Genomic DNA, 17,988 nt, shown 5'->3' on the forward strand with positions numbered 1-17,988 from the left:
GATGCATTGTATCTGAAAGATTCTGTCCATAGATGTAATAGATATTATCCGAATCTAACCGGCGCTCCCTCTCTTGCCGATTTGTATATTCCAAGAATGATTTCCACGGACTTCTTGCCTTCTTCTCCATTGACAAAAGGCTCGCGATCTTCGATGATTGCCCTGGCGAAGTCTTCAAAGGCCGTTATATGACCAGAGCCATAAACCGTTTCCGGGTCTGGAAGATTCATGAAAGGGTGTGAATCCTCACCTTCGAATCTCCAGGTCTGGATCTTGTTTACTGCCAGTCCACCGAGGACAACTGTTCCCTTTTCACCGAAGACAGAGAGAGTCTCTTCCAGATTCTTCGGATATACATTTGCCGTTCCTTCGATTATACCAATTGATCCGTTCTTGAATCTAACAATCGCGGCTCCAAAGTCCTCTGTCTCAATATATGGATGATTGTAGTTCTCGGTCATTGCAAATATCTCTTGGACTTCCCCTCCAAGCATCCACTGGAGAAGGTCTATGTTGTGCGCGCACTGGTTCATGATCGTTCCGCCATCCATCGCCCATGTTCCTCTCCAGCTGGCTTGTTTGTAGTACTCTTCGTTTCTGTTCCAGAGAATTCGTGCAGTTGCGGTGAAGACTCTTCCAAATTTACCGGAATCGATCGCTTTTCTCAGCTCCTGAACGGGAGGGTTAAACCTGTTCTGAACACAGACGGCGAGTTTCAACTTCTTTTCTCTCGATAGGGCTATCATTTCGTCCATGTGCTCTGAAGATAGTGCCATAGGCTTTTCAACGAGAACATGCTTTCCCGCCGAAAGAAAATCTATAGTGTTCTTGTAATGATTCCCGCTTTCGGTGGCGATGGTGACGAAGTGGATATTTGTCGAGAGTAAGTCTTTGTAGTCGGAGATTACGACTGGACGTTGGAGATCACACTCGGATGCTGGAGAGGAAGAGTCTATTTCTTGGCCGTGCTGGGTATCTTTTTTCTCTCTTATTCTCTCTTTTTCTCCGCGAACAAGCGATATCTCCTGTCTCTTCATATATTCTTCTGCAGCTCTCTCGGCTTTCTCCGGCACCAGATCACAGACTGCAACGAGATCGATTAGATCACTGTTGGCTGCAAAGGCCTCTATGTGTTTCTTTGTTCCGATTCTTCCGCAACCAATTAGGGCGGCGGTTAGTTTTTTCATGTGGTCACTCCAATCGTTTTGGGGTATCGAGAAAGAGCACCGTCGAGAAGGCGAGACGACACTTCGTGTCGAGAAAAGACCAGTGGGAAAAGATCATCTCTTCTAGCATCATTTTTCCTTTAGGCCTGATGTTGAAACACTCTTCCTTCTAATTGACGAGATTAGATTCATCAGCATCCTTCTCAGTCCTTCATAACTCTCTGTCAGACTTGAGTAATCAACCTCGTTGAGATATCCAAGTCTCTTTGAAATATCGATTTGAGTTCTTAGTTCCATTAGTGATCCTCTCGCGTTATATAGAAAATGCAAATATTCTTTCGAGTGGCCCCTACCATTGCCTTCAGCGATGTTCGACGGTATAGATACAGCTGCTCTTCTCATCTGCGAAACAAGACAGTATCTCTCTTCTTCTGGAAAGCTCCTTGTTAGCTTGTAGACGCTCTCAACAAAGCTCATTGACACTTCGTAAATCTCCATTTCGAAAAAAGCCATTCTTACCTTCTTCTCTCCTTTCTCTCTTACTCTCGGCGATGCTCCTCGCCTTCTCGAAAGTATCGCTTTTCACCAACAACCTACAACGCACAACGAACAACGGTTCCTAAAGAGCTTCAATGTTTATTGCTGTGATTCCCATTTTTTTCAAGACGTTTTTCGCATCGAAGATGTATTTCGCGTTCTTGACTATCATCGGATAGTTTATGAGTTTTTTGTGAGCCGTTGTTATTAAGACGACGTCGGATCCTATGATCAGATCTTCGGTGAGGTTGACAGTCTTCATGGTCTTTCCCTCCCACATGAATTCGGGGACATAAGGATCTACAACAGAGACGTGGGCATGGTTTTTCTCGAGGTGTTCGAGGACTTTGAGCGCCGGTGACTCTCTCATGTCTTCGATGTCTTCTTTGTATGCGATTCCGAGCATGACAACCTTGGCTCCATTCATACATTTGCCTCGTTCGTTCAATGCCTTCATGATTCTAGTTACTACATATTCGGGCATAGAATCGTTTATCTCTCCGGAGAGCTCAATGAGGCGAGTATGATAGTCATACTTGCGGGCAATATACGTGAGATAGAAGGGGTCGATGGGGATGCAGTGGCCGCCGACTCCAGGACCGGGGAAGAAGGGCATGAATCCGAAAGGTTTTGTGGAAGCGGCATTGATTACGTCCCAGATATTGATTCCCATCTTGTCGGCAACGACTGCCATTTCGTTAATTAAGGCAATGTTGACTATTCTGAATGTGTTCTCGAGTATCTTCGTCATTTCCGCCTCTTTCGGAGATGAAACAACAAAGACTTCGGCGTCCAAGACAGATTCATACAAAAGCTTAGCCATCTCGGTCGATTCTGGGCCTACTCCTCCGACGACTTTCGGAGTGTTCTTCGTCTTGAACCTGAGGTTTCCCGGGTCGACTCTCTCGGGACTGAACGCCAAGTAGAAGTCGTTTCCACATACAAGGCCGGTTTCTTCGAGGATAGGTTTCATGACATCTTCTGTCGTTCCCGGATATGTCGTTGATTCGAGTACCACGAGCATGTCTTTGTGGAGTCTCTTTGCAACGTCTTCGGTCGATTTGATTACGTATGTAAGATCCGGTTGCTTGAAGACGTCAAGGGGAGTGGGAACACAAATAGCTATGACGTCGCAGCCAGAGAGTTCATCGAAATCAGACGTCGCCCGAAGATGACCATCTGAAACGATCTTTTCCAGATCCGCGTTCACAACATCGCCAATGTAGTTATGACCTTCATTTACCATCTGGACTTTGCTTTCCTGGATATCGAAACCAATAACCTTGTATCCAGCCTTGGCCTTCTCAACAGCCAGGGGCAGACCAACGTAGCCCAGACCTATTACTCCTATTACTGCTGATCTATTAATTATAAGCTCTTTTAACATTTTTGACCTCCTTGATTAACTCCAAGTTTGTAGAAAGCCATTCACATTTCTGACGATTGTCACTCCATCTGATTTGGAAACCCCTTCAAGAAGTCTTTCGGCTTCTCTAAGCCCCGTTTTGACCAAGAAGACTTCTGCTCCAATAGACAAACCAGCTTCTAGGTCAGCTTCAGAATCACCGATGATTCCTACACGACCCATATCGAATTCCTTTAATGAGATGTTTTTGAGTAACCATTCCTTCTTTGTTATTTGCTTTTCAGGATCTAGAATAACTGATCTATCAAAAAAAAGATCATACAAACCGAGGTTCTTTAGCTGTGAGAGGTAATTCTTTTCACTTCGTCTGTAGGTCAGAACTATGTAGTCACTGATCTTCTCAAGCAGAGTACTATCAAGAATGAGCACATCATAGGCGAGATAGTCCTGCTTTTCAAGTGATTCTCTCTTGAATTCCCTGTAAACTTCATAGGATCCAAGCCTCTCAGGTTCACGTGTTAAATGAACTAGGAGGTTCTTGTCATCAGTTAAGACCTTCTTACATGTTTTGTATTGATCAAAAGTCAGGCCTTGGATATTCCAGTAATCCTGGAAGACTCGATAGAACCTGTACCAAACATCTGTTATGGTTCCGTCGAAATCCAGTATCAGCATTGCGGTTCCTCAAAAATCTCTGAAAAGTATCTGAACATGATTCGGTGCTTTTTGTCAATCACACATTCGTTGGATTCAATCTTCATTCCAGAAAGCTCCTTGAGCATGATCTCAGGTATATCGAGACCACTTTTAATTGTCAAAGGTAATCCTCCAGAGGCAAACCTAAGGTTCACATCCGTGAATACTATTCGAGAATTGTCTGTTAAGAAAAACTGGAAATTCGCGGGACCAATAATTGTGTATCTTCTGGAGATTGTTTCTATTAGTGAGGTCACTTCTATGTCGTAATTGTTTTCAGTTATTATAGCAGCTCCTCCAAGATTTTTAACTCGAATGCGTTGATTGAGGCCTAGTAATCTTCCTTCAAGAGAAAAGTATGTATCTACTGTATACTCTTTTCCTTGTAGATACTCTGTGACAAGATAGTCTTCCTTTAGTTTTTCGATCCATCTCAGCTCTTCGCGATTGCTAATGATCCTAGTGTTTTTACTGCCGCTTCCACGAATGGGTTTAATGAAAAGTGGTAAGAAGAAATCAGCGATGTCCTCTTGGAATCTCTTTGGGGTGTCAATTCCTAGTTCGTCCAGGTTGTTATAGAGATTCTCCTTATTATCTAATGCCTCATAAGTTTGAAGGGGACTTATCATAAAGTTTGTTCTTGTAAGTTTTCTAATCCTATCAGACTCTCTAGAAACAACAAATCCTTCTGCGGAGTGAGTGGGAATGTAAATGTCTATTCTCTCGCTATTAAGTAGATATATTAGGGATTCAACGAAACCGTCAGAATCCACTGGAGGAAGAACAAAGAGTTCATCCAAGAAGTACTTGGTAGGATTCTTGTCAGACACATCAAACCCAAGCACGCTCTTTTCTTCTATCCAACTAAGGTCATGAATATGTCTTGAAAGGTAAGTTCCGGTTAGTCCACCGCAGCACCCTATTAGGATTCGCATATGCAAGAACTCCTCAAAACTAAGATATCCTTTGTTCTTTTGACACAGTACTCAATCTCTTCGTCCGTCATTTCAGGGAATATCGGTAGGGCAAGTGTCTCTTCACAGGCCTTCTCGGTCACGGGAAATTCCCCCGTCTTATAACCGAGGTACTCAAAGCACTTCTGCTGGTGCAGGCCCATGGGATAGTAGATCGATGTGCCGATACCGTTACTTGCCAGATAATCTCTCAGGCTGTCTCTCTCTTCTCTACTGAAGCCTTCAAATCTCACCACATACTGATGGAAGACGTGAGAGAAGCGATAATCGTTAGCCGTCGCCGGTTCACCGTCCGCCGAATAAGGAACAGAGGGGCAGTGAATTACGACATCGTTGTGGGTTGTGGGTTGTGCGTTGTTCGAAAGAGAACTATCTTTACCCACAACCGACAACCTACAACATACAACGTTCAAGCCGTTCTTTATCATCTCGGCTTGATACTTCTCGGCTATTTTAATTCTTCTTCTTTCATATTCTTCCAGGTGTTTCAGCTTTATATTCAGAACTATGGCCTGGAGTTCGTCCAGTCTCGAGTTTATGCCTATCATTTCATGAACGTATTTCACGGGTGAGCCATGGACCCTGTAGCTTCTGCAGAATGCCGCGAGTTCGTCGTCATCTGTTGTGATCATCCCGCCGTCGCCATAGGCACCCAGGTTCTTCGTCGGAAAGAAAGAGAAGGTCGACAAATCTCCGATCGAGCCTGTCATAATAGTAGACCCGTCTGGATGGTTCCATCTTGCCCCAATCGACTGTGCGCAGTCTTCGATTATCTTAACTCCGTATATCTCTCTTATGTTCTGGAGTCTCTCAAGATTCATAGACTGGCCGAAGAGATGAACCGGGATTATCGCTTTGATCTTTTCTCTTTCAGGATGGGTTTGCAGCAGTTCTTCAACCTTGTCAAGGTCGATATTGTATGTTACCGGGTCGATATCTGCGAAAAGAGGGGTGGCGCCGTTTCTGGTAATACAACTGACCGTTGCGAAGAAGGTATAGGGAGTCGTAATTACATAGTCTCCGGGGCCTATTCCGAGAGCGGCCACTGCTATGAGAAGGGCGTCCGATCCATTTGCGACTCCAATCGCATGCTTTGCTCCAATTAGATCGGCTACGCTTCGTTCCAGCTCTCGTACAGCTTCACCTAAAATCACCCTTCCGCCTAGAAGAGCCTCGTCTATCTCCTGGAGAACCTCTTCTCTTAACTCATCGTATTGCCTTGTCAAATCGAATAGTGGTATATCCATAGAACCTCCATGTTTCTGTCGAGAGGACGCCTGTACTTGGAGAAGATGGAGCCGAGATTTCAAACGGACGAGGAGATTAGAATCACAATCTCCTTATTGGAGATCTACGCCGATAATTTACCTCAGGAACGTAACTCTCTTCTTCTCGCCCTCTCGAAAATGATTTTTCTCGTTACACAAGCTCTTCTAGTTCAACTTTGCCTAATTTGGATATTGTGAATACCATGACGTTTTTCATTCCGTTTTCTTTTGCGTTCTTGACTATGTTGTTTGCATGTCTGAATGACGCAACGATCATCGCGGTTTCCTCATTGCTCTTTGCTTCTTCGGGTGAAGACACATGAAGATCGTGGAATGTTCCGTTTTGCTTCGCTTGCGAATCGTCGATGAAACCGATTATCTTGACTCCTTCGGTTCTGAGGACGTCCGCAAGAATGCCTCCGATTATTCCCGCTCCATAAAGATAGAAGCTTTCGTGTTCACTCTCTTTGATCGTGTCGAGAACCTCTCCAAATATCTCTCTCGATTCGGTGTAGAGCTTGGCCGCTTCTTTGAGATAAAGAATAGTCAGATACTGCAGCCTGAACTTCCCGGCTTCAGTCAGCTCGTATCGCATGTTCCTTCGGTTGTCGCCCTCTTTGCTTATAAGGCCGGAGTCTTCGAAGTCTTTTATATACTTGTTGACCATACTGGGAACAATACCGGCAATTCGGGCAAGCCTCTCCTGGGAGAGGGAAGAACTCTCAGTCAGGGCCTTCAGAATACTCATCTCTCTGAAATTGGGAGACGGATTGAAAAACGAAAACTCGGAAAGATCCATAGTCGCTCCTTTATTATTCATTCACTGAAAGAATTATAACAACTCGATTGTTCATAAGTCAAGTAATCTCTCTTGAGTAGATTTAATTATGATGCATTACGGTGATAAGTACGGAGAACAAGAGAGAACTCGCTTCGGCCGTGAGAGGATGAGAACGGGCAATTGTGAGATAACGAGAGGAGTACGTATTGACAGAGGCGAGGAACGGGTTTCGGGTGTGGCGTCTCGGTTTGGCAAGAGCGAGAGCCCGTGCAGGTACCCTGAACAGGTGCACATCAGGGCAGGCTCTACGGGATGACGCTCATTTCTTACTTCAACTCATCCTGGCGTGGTTCAGGCCAGGATCTAGATCTTTGAAACAGTTGCAAGTGACAAGTTGCAAGTTGAATAAGAAAAGGTTATCCGTTATCGGTTCTGCGTTCTCCGAAAAGCGCATCAGTTGCAAGTTCCATGATGCAAGTTGTAAGTTGTAAGAGCAAAAGCCAATAAACTCTATAAGTCTCTTGAAATGCTCTTCTCGGTGGACTGTGGACCGTTGACGGACAGTTTTGTTTTCATCAGCGCTCAGCGGGTCCTTGTTTTTAAGCGCACAGCGGAACTTCTGGCGTATAACGGATCTTCATGGCGAGATCCCGTGCAGAAGAATCACGGGATGACAGTCCTTCACGTCATCCTGAAGTGCTCCTGTTCAGGATCTGGGCTTGGGTCTCAGCGAACGACGGGTCCATGATCTGGGACGAGTCACGAAGGACGGTTCTCCACAGCGATCACCGTTTTTTTACAAGCGGTTCTTACCAGCGTTCAGCGGGTTCATGTTTTTAAGCGTATAGCGGATCTTCATGGCGAGATCCCGTGCAAGTTCATCACGGGATGACAGTCCTTCACGTCATCCTGAAGTGCTCCTGTTCAGGATCTGGGCTTGGGTCTCAGCGAAGGACGGGTCCATGATCTGGGACGAGTCACGAAGGACGGTTCTCCACAGCGCACAACGGGTTTTCTGCTCTTAAGCGTACAGCGGGTCTTACCAGCGTTCAGCGGGTTCACCGCTTTTAAGCGTACAGCGGCCTCTCTCTGGACCGTTGACGGACAACGTTGTTTTGAACAGCGCTCAGCGGGTCCTTGTTTTTAAGCGTATAGCGGATCTTCATGGCGAGATCCCGTGCAAATACATCACGGGATGACCAGGTAAGTGGATTTAGGACAGGCTCTACGGGATGACTGCCGAGTAAATCGCTTCTGCCCAGAAGAAAAATGGAGACCCTACACTCTATACCCGCTCGTTATCCCGTCATCTGAAATTCTTTCAGCGTCTCGCCCTTCATTCTCTCTTCAAGCCTCGTTTGTTTTCCATAGCGCCATCGGGTGGGATCTTATTCTCTCGACAATTTCGCTTTCATCGAATAATAGTTCAGGATCATATTCATGCTTCCTGAACTTATCTATAAACGCTTTCTCTTTCCCAGTGAAAACAAGTAGTTCCGAAAGAAATCTTTCCACCGAACAAAGCATTTCATCAAGATCAATTTTCTCTGCCCTCCGAAGCACCGGCAGTAACTCGGTGCGTATTCGGTACTTTGAAATACTCTTATGCGCTCCTAAATCGAGACTTTCAGGAATGCCAGTATTGCCGATCGTAAAATAGAAGAGGGCGCATTTTCTAAGTAGTTCCTTGTCTCTTTCAGTCAAAGAAAGAACGGAGATCATCTTATTAACATCATAGAGATCACGAGCCGCTCCTCTTGTCAGTAGAGCAACTATTTTGTTTGAAAGTATTTCTATGGGACTTACACACCGACTTCGTACTTCTTGAACAACTCCGGGAATCGTAGTTCTTCTGATTTCAAGAGGTAGTACATGAACTCTCATAGAGAAGTTGATCTCGATCTTGATATTATCTCTTGCTCCTCCAGAATTCGCATATTCGAAAACGTGTGATTCGAGAGAATAGTGACGCTTTGATTTGTCGCTATGTTTGTAATCGCTGGCCTTCATGAAGAGGATGATCTTATCTATAATGACACTCCGATCTTCAATCATGGTATCCCTGGATAGGCTTCTGCAGTAGTCAAGGTCTATATCAGCCGACAGTCGCGGAAGCTGCATGATCATTAGGTTGATTGCCGTTCCGCCCTTCAGAGCAAGAGATTCCGATAAAAGCGTATCCGAGTCTATGAATTGAAGTACCTCGACTAATCTCAGTGTTTTCTCGTATGTATCACGGACAAAACCCAATTCTGACGCGAGTTGCCCGATGGTTCGTTTATCGTATTTCACCCGTGTCTCTTACTCCTTTCGAGATTATCGCCATGAGATCTTCCGGAACGAAGAGGTTCCATCTGGAATCGTAAGTTGGTGATTCATACCGAATAGCGTTATAGAAGTACCTGACACTCTTGCCTTTCGCCAGTTCACATAGCTCGAAGAACCCTTCAGATAGGCGAAATTTGCTCTGAAAATGCCCCAGTATGTATCCAGTCTTTTGATAAAGAAATCTCTTGCTATATTGACCCAGATAAGATACCAATTTGCTTTCACTGAGTGAGGGAACAGCGTCCAAGCAGCGAAGCAGTTCTTCAAGACCTCCTATCCTCTCAAAGTCATTGATGCTGTCAAGTGTGGTCCTCTCCTTGTCTGTTGTTCTCACACCATCTGGATTCATGACAACTCCTTCAAGTATTCGCGGGGATATAAAACGATATCTCACATCATCAAAGGTAAACTCAGAGAACTTCGTCTGTGCGCTCACATATACCTCATAATAGACTTGGTTGGCATACCCGTAGTACTCGTAAGCAGAGTGATGCGTAATATAAGATTGCGGCTTGATCTTCGATGCGATTCTATATCGGCCAACTATCGCCTGCCCGGTCTCCAGGCTTCTTGTCACATATAGATTTCGCTTGACTTGCTCAATTAAGCCGCGCTTCTTGTAGTTTTGCAGCAGAGAATCAGCCGTCTCGCTTTTTCCGACAAGTTTTTCCACGTCGCTCTTTGTGAAAACCCCCAACCTTGCAAGTTGCTCGTAGTATTTCACGTTCATCACCTTCAGTATTTTAATTCTAGCATATTACTGGCATTCTATTAACACTTGTAAGCATCAAATGAAACATGAATGGTTTTCGGCTCTTAGGTTGCACGACCAACAATCCAGAGGCAGAGATTATGGCGTTAATGAGAATCCTATGATGCTCATTCCTTGACAATATATGGTGCATTTCACTCCTGATGATCCTGATCTTAAATCCTCCCTTGCTACATTTATCATTACCGATAAATCAAGGGTGATAATAAGAGATTTAATGATGCTTCTTCTCCCTAACAATACATGCTGTGTTTAGCTCCAGATGATCCTGATCTTAAATCCTCCCTTGCTACATTTATCATTACCGATAAATCACGGTGATAATAAGAGATCATATGATGCTTCTTCTCCCTAACAATACATGCTGTGTTTAGCTCCAGATGATCTTGATCTTAAATCCTCCCTTGCTTCATTTATCATTACCGATAAATCACGGTGATAATAAGAGATTTAATGATGCTTCTTCTCCCCAACAATACATGCTGTGTTTAGCTCCTGATGATCTTGATCTTAAGTCCTCCCTTGAGGGAGGAGGGCCACGAAGTGGCGGAGGGTGTGCACTAATTCGCAAGATCGAGATCCAAGAGATCAGAAGTTAAAAGAGTCTACTGCAACACAAGTTGACGTTGCCTGGTCAGAAAGAAAAAACTTCATTCGGTGAAGCGACACGGTTAGTAGTTTCGCTGCTCTCTATTAGCTATGTTCTTTTTGTGCAATTTGCAGAAGCTTCTGTCTAATTCCTTCCAAGACACCTTGAATGTTGTAACGAACATCTTTTTCAGACACTCGGATAACAATTAAGCCCATTCCTTCAAGTTCTTTCTGTCTCTTTCTATCTTCTTCGCCCCTGATGTCATGAGAACCGCCGTCCACTTCAATTACAAGCCTCAATTCCTTACAAAAGAAATCGACAATGTATCTGCCTATAGGCTTCTGTCTCGTGAATCTGTAACCCTCGACCTGCCTTTTCTTAAGTTGTTGCCAGAGAAGTACTTCTCCAAGCGTTCCGTTCTTTCCAAGTGTTGAGGCTAAGGCTTTCAAATTATGTTCATAAGTTGGATAATCCGTCACAGCAATCACCCATGCAATTGAAGAACATGGGTAGGGTCAAGAGATGGCGCGGTGTAAGTACAGACCTTGTGAGGCCGAGCTGTTTACTCCCCTTTCGGGAGAGTGTCCCCCTCAAGCGGGGATTAAGTTCAAGAGCAAAAGAGCGGTTCATCGTTCCGACACTTCGTGTCCAACCTTTGGGGGTCGAAGGGAAAGCAAAAGGCCGGGGTTGGGGGTAGCGGGTTCGGTAGGAAAGAGCAAGAGAACCTGGCGGACCGTTGACGGACAACGTTGTTTTGAGCAGCGATCAGCGGGTTCACCGCTTTTAAGCGTACAGCGGCTCTTCACAGCGTTCAGCGGGCAACGCAAAGCGGGTTTTCTGAACGAGACAGTGGCCCAGCTGGAGATTTCTGCTGAGTTCGGCTATTTGAAAGATAATCAACTGGACGAAATCGAAGAAAAAGCTGAAAGAATGAACCGAATGCTCTGGAAACTCTCTAAGTCTCTTGAAACTGTCTTCTCGGTGGACGGTGGACCGTTGACGGACAACGTTGTTTTGAGCAGCGTACAGCGGCTCTTCCAGCGTGCAGCGGTTCTTACTGAGCTGTCAGTCCCTATTTTCGCTTCGTTGGTTCTTCAAAGTGTTCAGCAGGTTTTCGGAACCGTTTTTCAAAGAACTAGATCCCGATCAGTTTCATATCGGGATGACAGTTTTGTGTTACTTCACGTCATCCTAGCGCGCTTCAGGCCAGGATCTCGATTCTTGGCGTAAAAAAACTCAATTGGTGAAGATCAAGTTCGGCAATTCGCCTCAGGTTTCCTCGCTCTGAAGTATTTCAAGCAGCCTCGGTCGAAGAGAAGGCAAGTCATTTGCAATAACTACCCATACTATGTCATAGTTAACACCAGAATAGTCATGAATAAGTCGGTCTCTCGTGCCGGATATCTCTCTCCAGGGAATGTCATTGTGAGCGTTTGTGAAGTTTTTTGGGAGTTGTTTTACTGCTTCTCCAATTATCTCTAGGTTTCTGATCACCGCATCCTGTGTTTTCGAATCGGCCATGAATTCATCATATGACATATTCCCAACATAGATTGCAATCCGCTCTATGCAATCGATAATATCCTCAAGGATCGCCCTGATTTCTCTTTTAGACATATGTTATTGACTTCTCGATATCCTGCCTAATTCGGCTGTTTCGTATGCTCTTTAACCCAGAAGGCGTAAGCAGATCGACCTTGTTCTGTACGATACGTTCAAGATGGTCTGCGATCTCCATAAACTCCAAACCGGGTACCTTGTCAAACTCTATGTAGATATCTACATCGCTGTTGTCGCTTTGATTTCCTTTCACATATGAACCAAAAACCCCGATCTTTGAAACAGAAAATCGATTCTTGAGTTCGGGAAGGTTTTCCCGCAATAGTTCGATAATGCTTTCCAGATCATGCATAATATCACCTCACCGGAATTCTACCACACCTGCTGTTCAGGTCGCATGCAAGGCTGGCTTAGGCAGGAAGGGATGCCACCTTCGGTGGGACGCATTGCACTGAGGAGCATCAGTGGACGCAAGGCTGGCAAGGATCATGCCAGGTCGCAATGCCCGGAAGAGCATCCGGGGACGCAAGGCCCGCTTCGCGGGGAAGGAAAACTAGCCAGTCAGGCTCCGCCTGGCCAGTCTTTGCTTCGCAAAGGCCAGTCTCGCCTTCGGCGAGGCCAGTCACTGCAAGCAGTGGCGAGAAAAACTACAAGAACACAAAACCCATTTCGCAAGGGCAGTTCCGCTACGCGGGCAGAAGAGCCTAGTCTAGGAAAGGGTTACATAGTGCGGGTTAGAAAGATCGGGTTGATAGGAACGGGTTAAGAAATTCGGGTTCTTAGGGGCGGTTTATCAGAAACGGGTTATGAAGATCGGGTGTATTAAGAGCAAAGGCTAGTTCCGGCTTCGTGGACTAAGATCCGCTGAAAGCTAGGCGAGAGAGATCGATGAGGCGAAACCCAGATCCCGTGCAAAACCATCACGGGATGACCCTGAACAGGAGCATTTCAGGGCAGGCTAAGTGAGTGGATTCTGTGGCAGGCTCATTAGCGGAGGGTCTATGGGATAACAGTCCTTCGCGTCATCCTGGCGATGTTCAGGCCAGGATCTCGTTCTCTTTAGGCGCAAAAATGGGACAGACCTTAGGAGCTGGTCAGTTCCAATTTTCACTTTCTTTGCTATTCAAAGCGGTTCGCGTTTTCTAATAAACGGATCTGTGCAGCTTACAGAGGCTCTTCGATGCAAATCAGGTGATGGAATGGAATCATGACAAAGAATTGAGCTTCTGAGCATGTCATCAGAGAATTCCATATCGTTCCGACCCGTCACAAGTGATCATGCTTTGCATAATTCTTCAGTTGTCTGTAGAAGTTCTCTCTTGTTCCAGCCAGAACGATTACGACAACTCCAGTCTCGTCGTAAATCCGATAAGCAACTTCATATTTCGTCTTCTTGTAGATGAAGTGCTTGCAGTATACTCCCGAAAGATCGCCGGTCTTCTTTTCGCCAGCATAGGGGTCATCTCGGATCTCAAGAATGACTCTGTAGTATTTTCCCGTAAGCTCTCTTTCCTTAAGCTTCTTGAAATACTTGAGAGCAACACTCGAAAACCGAACTTCAAACACTTATCTATTCCCCTCTTCAGGAAAGACCTCACTCAAAGTTGGGCTTTCTCTTCTACCTTCAGCGATTTCATCTGCTTCCTTGATCATCGTATCAATCGCCGGCTTTATCTTTCTTCTAATTTCACTGAATTTTGCAAGAAGCTCTTCGCCATTGTATCCTTCTGAAATGAGATCAGCCAGTATCTCCTCTGAAAACTCCTCTCGAGACTCTTGCAAGGGCCGAATTACTATCTGATTTTCCTGAAGTGTACATTCAGCTTCATGTCCAAATCCAAGAAGCTTGTAATACCTCAAAGGGATAGTTATCTGTCTCTTATCCGAAACACGGATTATCTTGCGTTCCTCGATCTTCTTTTTTGTACTACTAGCCATAATGTATGCTCCTTTCACTTTGGAGATTCATCGATTCGATTATATCATTTACCAAGATACCAAGTGTCTTGGGTGGAGAAGAGTTTTCTTATACTCTTCTCTTTCAAAAACACAGAGCTGAAGCCGACTTGTCGGGAAGTGAGGCTAATTGATTGACGCAAGGCGCCGAAAAGCATCGGCGGACGCAATGCCGGCGAAGAACATGCCGGGACGCAAGGCTGGCGAAGACCACGCCAGGTCGCAAGGCCCGCTTCGCGGGGATGAAAACTCCTTCAAGATTAGACGCAAGGCGCCGAGGAACATCGATGGACGCAAGGCTGGGCAAGAACGGCCCAGGTCGCAATGCCCGCTTCGCGGGGAAGATCTTCAGTACCAGTCACCTTCGTTGGCCAGTCTTTGCTACGCAAAGGCCAGTCTCGCCTTCGGCGAGGCCAGTTCCGGCTATGCAGGGCGGAATAGACGCTGAAAGCTTGGTGCGAAAAATCGATAAGAATGAAACCCAGATCCCGTGCAGAAGCACTCACGGGATGACAATACGAGACGATTCTTGAATTCTTTTGTAGGGGCGAACGGCTGTTGGCCCTCTCAATAGACTCATATCGTGGATGAGAAGGAACTTGCCGATTCGCCAAAGCGGTCGAAGAAAGTGTCGACCTCTACGAAGTTGCCATACCGCTTTATTTAGACTTAACGTGCTTAGTAATTCGTTCCACACAATGAATCCGGAAAAAGGCGATTCGATGGTCTGTGCATTATGAAAGCACAAGAGGTCCAATTTCTATTTCAGGCGAAGAGGTCGTCTACGGTTATCAAGTGAACACTTGCATCCTTTGCGGCTAGTTCTTCCAGATCAGAGGTGAACCCGCTCTTGGAAAAGATGACGAATATCCTGTCTTTGCAAGCGATAATCGATCCCCTATCTTTTAATCTCTCAAGTTCGCCTATCCCGATTCTTGCGTTGGTCCACTTGCATTCACCGATTATCACTTGATTATCTCCCAGACCAAGAAGGTCAATTTCCTCTTCCTTCTTTGTTGCCGGGTTGTTTCCCCACCACTTGCCCAACTTCATAATTCTGAAGGGTAGTTCTCCCCTGCCACTTTTGTACAATAAATAGTCCCTGCATACGCTTTCGAAAGCTAGGCCGAGATACTTGCTGAGTCCGTTATCGATCTTCTTGTCCAGAAGCTCTTCTGTCATACCGGTTTCAATAAGTGAGAGGTTAGGAAACACAAAGGTGTACCAGAATCTGAAAAGGTTGTCTCTGATGTAGTAGATCGCCTTCCGTGAAGTGTTTTTCTCTGTAACGGGCACTTCTCGTCCCAATATGTTCAGGTTCAGCAGTGTAGCTATGTACTTTGCAGTCTTATCGTTAGGCTCTCCTACCCTTGTGCTTATCTCGTTCAGGCGCGTAGCGCCTTGAGCAATTGATTCTATTATACTGTTGTAGAGGGAAGGTTCGCGCAGTTCCTGTCTCAACAAGAATCTAGGCTCGGCATAAAGATACGCCGATGTATCGAGAAAGTTGTTTGCGATGTTCTCTCCACATGGAAGATGCTGATTCCACTTCTGCAGATACTGCGGGATGCCCCCCAAAATTCCATACGCGATGATTTTTTCTTCGTTGCTCAGTTCGGGAAAGAACAGCGACGCTTCTCGATAGGTGAATGGCTCGACTCTCAGCTGAGCTGTTCTTCTTCCAAACAAGGGGCTCCTACTGCCCAGCACTTCGCTCTCCATGAAACTCACAGATGAACCGCAAAGAACTAAATAGAGCTTTGTTTCTAGTAGCTCATTATCTATTAGGCGCTGTAGCACTGACGGAAAAGAGCTAGTCGCATTCGCCAAATATGGGTATTCGTCTATTACTAGCAGCAAGCGATTTTCTTTTGCTTTGGACGCAACGAACCTAATCGCCTTTTCCCATGACTCAAATGGAGATAATGTGTCTTTGTGGCCGAAGTGGTCGAGAACGACTTCCGAGAAGTTTCGCAGCATCATTTTCTCGTTGACCTCATCGCAGACAAAGAAGATGCTTTCGATCTCTTTTGAGAACTCTCTTACAAGCGTGGTCTTACCCACTCTTCGACGTCCATATACAACGGCCATCTCGAACTTTCCACTGTCCTTAAGCTTCCTGAGAGAAGCAAGCTCTTTCTCTCTGTTGATGAACATTTAACAACCTCCAACGCAACTACTAACTCGTAAGTTACTAACTCGAGAGTTAATTATATCACCATAAATGCGGTTTTTGCAAAGCGTCTTCTCGTGAGCGCAGCGAACGTCTCGACAGTACTCTTTCTAGACGGTCTTATCGGTGAACGGATACTTGTTCTTGGACGGCTGACGGAGGACCGCTCTTCCAGCGTACAGCGGTTCTCTCCAGCGTCAGCGATCAGCGTTTTTTACAAGCGGGTCTTACCAGCGATCAGCGGGTTCACCGCTTTTAAGCGTACAGCGGCCTTTTCGGTGAACGGGTTCATGATCTTGAACGGTCAACGGCGAACCATGTTTTAGAGCGTTCATCGGGTTCTTGTTCTTGGACTGTTCACGGAGGACTGATCTCTTGAAAGCGTACCGCAGAATTCCTCCGTAGTGGAAACGGATGAATCTTCAAAAAACGACACTAACCTTTCTTCATCTCCTCTTCTTCCTTGACTCTTAATTGCACACAATATAAATAGTTCCTATATTGAGATCGTAAATGTCAAGTAATTCCTGAGCGTTGTTGATTCTTCAGGAACATCTTATTGTTACAGATTTGCTTTGCAGTAACTGGAATTCATGGCAAAAGCCGTCAAGAACCTCTGCTTTAACATCATCAATCAGTGGAGTTGATTCGTGACAACCGCACGAGTAGGCTAATGCACTTTTTGGTCATCTTTTGTATACTATAAATGAGGGAGTTGCTTTATGGACAATGATCTCCAGAGACTGAAGAAACGAATAGAAGAGCTTGAAGCCGCTAATGAACGTTTGAGACAGAAGACGGCAGCCCGAACAAATGGCAGTTCGAAGGTATCACACTATTCATCGCCTGATGAGAAGATTGCCCTCTACAGATCTCTTTTCTTCGGCAGGCAGGATTTGTATGCACTTCGATGGGAAGGAGCAGATGGTTCTTCCGGGTACCAGCCAGTTTGCAAGAACATCTGGAAGAAGGGCGTTTGCAGGAAACCTCAGATCAAGTGCACTCAGTGCGATTCGAGAGAATTCGCGCCGCTTACTGATCGGGTGATCTACAATCATCTTTCAGGAAAGATCTCGATAGGTATTTATCCGCTCATTGAAGACGAAACATGCAGGTTCGTTGCCGCCGATCTAGATGGTGAAAGCTGGATGGATGATGCACGTGCCTTCATGAATGCATGTGCAGCTTTTTTCGTTCCGGTGTATTTGGAGAGATCGAGATCCGGTAAGGGCTGTCATCTCTGGTTCTTCTTTAGCGAGCCGATTAGGGCGTCTCTCGCCAGAAAGATGGGCTTTTCTTTGCTCGCGAAGGTCCTGAAACATCGACCGAGGCTCTCGTTAAGTTCTTACGACAGGTTCTTTCCGAACCAGGAAACTATGCCGAAGGGCGGACTGGGTAATCTGATCGCTCTCCCTTTGCAGGGGATGTTGCGCAAAGAGGGAAACACAGTTTTTTTGGATAAAGATTTCGAACCCTATGATGATCAGTGGGCCTTTCTCTCATCTATAAAACGCATCAGCCACAAAGAAGTTGCGCGTATTCTGCGAGACATTTCTGATGACAGTGGCGGGAACAGAGTTTCTGTGACCGTTGCAAATACTAAGCCGATTCCTGAAGAGGTCACTCTAAGGCTTGACAGCGTTATAAGGATTGAGAAGGATTCTTTGTCGCCCTCGATTATGGGCGAGTTCTTGACTTTATCACTTGAACCCATAAAACAGAGAAGATAGCGTTTCAAACCCGCATGGTTTCGTAGACGCTATTTTTTTGTCTATATTTTGTAGTGGCAACTGATTATAAGATATAGTTGGCTATTAAT

General features: G+C 45.5%; 16 protein-coding genes. 1 reads left to right on the forward strand and 15 read right to left on the reverse strand.

The features are described from left to right. Positions 1–44: 44 nt before the first annotated feature. The 15 genes from RJ60_RS06260 to RJ60_RS06355 form a co-directional block, all read right to left on the reverse strand. The gene (locus RJ60_RS06260) at positions 45–1,187 is read right to left on the reverse strand and encodes a Gfo/Idh/MocA family protein (RefSeq protein WP_102819157.1); all 1,143 of its coding nucleotides are present in this window, start codon (positions 1,185–1,187) and stop codon (positions 45–47) included. Positions 1,188–1,295: 108 nt separating this feature from the next. Further along, complete coding sequence (locus tag RJ60_RS06265) at positions 1,296–1,679, reverse strand: four helix bundle protein (RefSeq protein WP_102819158.1); 384 nt, start codon at positions 1,677–1,679, stop codon at positions 1,296–1,298. Between the two features lie 106 nt (positions 1,680–1,785). Further along, positions 1,786–3,090: a nucleotide sugar dehydrogenase gene (locus RJ60_RS06270; RefSeq protein ID WP_102819159.1), complete on the reverse strand. Its 1,305-nt coding sequence runs from the start codon at positions 3,088–3,090 to the stop codon at positions 1,786–1,788. Between the two features lie 15 nt (positions 3,091–3,105). Next, the gene (locus RJ60_RS06275) at positions 3,106–3,744 is read right to left on the reverse strand and encodes an HAD family hydrolase (protein WP_102819160.1); all 639 of its coding nucleotides are present in this window, start codon (positions 3,742–3,744) and stop codon (positions 3,106–3,108) included. Beyond that, positions 3,738–4,700 carry an ATP-grasp domain-containing protein gene (locus tag RJ60_RS06280; protein WP_102819161.1) on the reverse strand — a complete coding sequence of 321 codons (963 nt, stop codon included), beginning with the start codon at positions 4,698–4,700 and terminating at the stop codon, positions 3,738–3,740. The genes RJ60_RS06275 and RJ60_RS06280 overlap by 7 nt, the downstream gene beginning before the upstream one ends. Continuing rightward, complete coding sequence (locus tag RJ60_RS06285) at positions 4,688–5,986, reverse strand: DegT/DnrJ/EryC1/StrS aminotransferase family protein (protein ID WP_102819162.1); 1,299 nt, start codon at positions 5,984–5,986, stop codon at positions 4,688–4,690. The genes RJ60_RS06280 and RJ60_RS06285 overlap by 13 nt, the downstream gene beginning before the upstream one ends. A 172-nt stretch (positions 5,987–6,158) precedes the next feature. Next, positions 6,159–6,806 (reverse strand): winged helix-turn-helix transcriptional regulator, encoded by a 648-nt coding sequence (locus tag RJ60_RS06290; RefSeq protein ID WP_102819163.1) that lies wholly within the window; start codon positions 6,804–6,806, stop codon positions 6,159–6,161. A 1,329-nt stretch (positions 6,807–8,135) separates the two neighbouring features. Beyond that, complete coding sequence (locus RJ60_RS06305) at positions 8,136–9,080, reverse strand: nucleotidyl transferase AbiEii/AbiGii toxin family protein (RefSeq protein ID WP_102819166.1); 945 nt, start codon at positions 9,078–9,080, stop codon at positions 8,136–8,138. Next, the gene (locus RJ60_RS06310) at positions 9,067–9,840 is read right to left on the reverse strand and encodes a type IV toxin-antitoxin system AbiEi family antitoxin (protein ID WP_102819167.1); all 774 of its coding nucleotides are present in this window, start codon (positions 9,838–9,840) and stop codon (positions 9,067–9,069) included. The genes RJ60_RS06305 and RJ60_RS06310 overlap by 14 nt, the downstream gene beginning before the upstream one ends. A gap of 741 nt (positions 9,841–10,581) precedes the next feature. Next, a complete protein-coding gene (locus tag RJ60_RS06315) occupies positions 10,582–10,959 on the reverse strand; it encodes an endonuclease domain-containing protein (protein ID WP_102819168.1) in 378 nt (125 codons plus the stop codon). Between the two features lie 790 nt (positions 10,960–11,749). Further along, positions 11,750–12,097 carry a DUF86 domain-containing protein gene (locus RJ60_RS06325; RefSeq protein ID WP_102819169.1) on the reverse strand — a complete coding sequence of 116 codons (348 nt, stop codon included), beginning with the start codon at positions 12,095–12,097 and terminating at the stop codon, positions 11,750–11,752. Then, entirely contained in the window at positions 12,090–12,392 is a 303-nt protein-coding gene (locus RJ60_RS06330) for a nucleotidyltransferase family protein (RefSeq protein WP_102819170.1), read from the reverse strand. Before RJ60_RS06330 ends, RJ60_RS06325 begins: the two co-directional genes overlap by 8 nt. A 914-nt stretch (positions 12,393–13,306) precedes the next feature. Next, complete coding sequence (locus RJ60_RS06340; protein WP_102819172.1) at positions 13,307–13,606, reverse strand: type II toxin-antitoxin system RelE/ParE family toxin; 300 nt, start codon at positions 13,604–13,606, stop codon at positions 13,307–13,309. Further along, the gene (locus RJ60_RS06345) at positions 13,607–13,978 is read right to left on the reverse strand and encodes an AbrB/MazE/SpoVT family DNA-binding domain-containing protein (protein ID WP_180977946.1); all 372 of its coding nucleotides are present in this window, start codon (positions 13,976–13,978) and stop codon (positions 13,607–13,609) included. It lies immediately after the preceding gene. Positions 13,979–14,761: 783 nt separating this feature from the next. Then, positions 14,762–16,153 carry an ATP-binding protein gene (locus RJ60_RS06355; RefSeq protein ID WP_102819174.1) on the reverse strand — a complete coding sequence of 464 codons (1,392 nt, stop codon included), beginning with the start codon at positions 16,151–16,153 and terminating at the stop codon, positions 14,762–14,764. A gap of 738 nt (positions 16,154–16,891) precedes the next feature. On the opposite strand from RJ60_RS06355, the gene RJ60_RS06360 reads away from it, so the two are divergent. After that, positions 16,892–17,899, forward strand: a complete 1,008-nt coding sequence (locus RJ60_RS06360) for a hypothetical protein (RefSeq protein ID WP_102819175.1) — start codon at positions 16,892–16,894, stop codon at positions 17,897–17,899. Positions 17,900–17,988 lie beyond the last annotated feature (89 nt).

It is taken from the genome of Mesotoga sp. B105.6.4 (assembly GCF_002896535.1).
In the GTDB taxonomy this organism is placed as follows: Bacteria; Thermotogota; Thermotogae; order Petrotogales; family Kosmotogaceae; genus Mesotoga.

Coding starts and splice junctions, on each gene's coding strand:
- RJ60_RS06260 (WP_102819157.1), bottom strand. CDS start 1,187: ATGAAAAAACTAACCGCCGCCCTAATTGGTTGCGGAAGAATCGGAACA.
- RJ60_RS06265 (WP_102819158.1), bottom strand. CDS start 1,679: ATGGCTTTTTTCGAAATGGAGATTTACGAAGTGTCAATGAGCTTTGTT.
- RJ60_RS06270 (WP_102819159.1), bottom strand. CDS start 3,090: ATGTTAAAAGAGCTTATAATTAATAGATCAGCAGTAATAGGAGTAATA.
- RJ60_RS06275 (WP_102819160.1), bottom strand. CDS start 3,744: ATGCTGATACTGGATTTCGACGGAACCATAACAGATGTTTGGTACAGG.
- RJ60_RS06280 (WP_102819161.1), bottom strand. CDS start 4,700: ATGCGAATCCTAATAGGGTGCTGCGGTGGACTAACCGGAACTTACCTT.
- RJ60_RS06285 (WP_102819162.1), bottom strand. CDS start 5,986: ATGGATATACCACTATTCGATTTGACAAGGCAATACGATGAGTTAAGA.
- RJ60_RS06290 (WP_102819163.1), bottom strand. CDS start 6,806: ATGGATCTTTCCGAGTTTTCGTTTTTCAATCCGTCTCCCAATTTCAGA.
- RJ60_RS06325 (WP_102819169.1), bottom strand. CDS start 12,097: ATGTCTAAAAGAGAAATCAGGGCGATCCTTGAGGATATTATCGATTGC.
- RJ60_RS06330 (WP_102819170.1), bottom strand. CDS start 12,392: ATGCATGATCTGGAAAGCATTATCGAACTATTGCGGGAAAACCTTCCC.
- RJ60_RS06345 (WP_180977946.1), bottom strand. CDS start 13,978: ATGGCTAGTAGTACAAAAAAGAAGATCGAGGAACGCAAGATAATCCGT.
- RJ60_RS06355 (WP_102819174.1), bottom strand. CDS start 16,153: ATGTTCATCAACAGAGAGAAAGAGCTTGCTTCTCTCAGGAAGCTTAAG.
- RJ60_RS06360 (WP_102819175.1), top strand. CDS start 16,892: ATGGACAATGATCTCCAGAGACTGAAGAAACGAATAGAAGAGCTTGAA.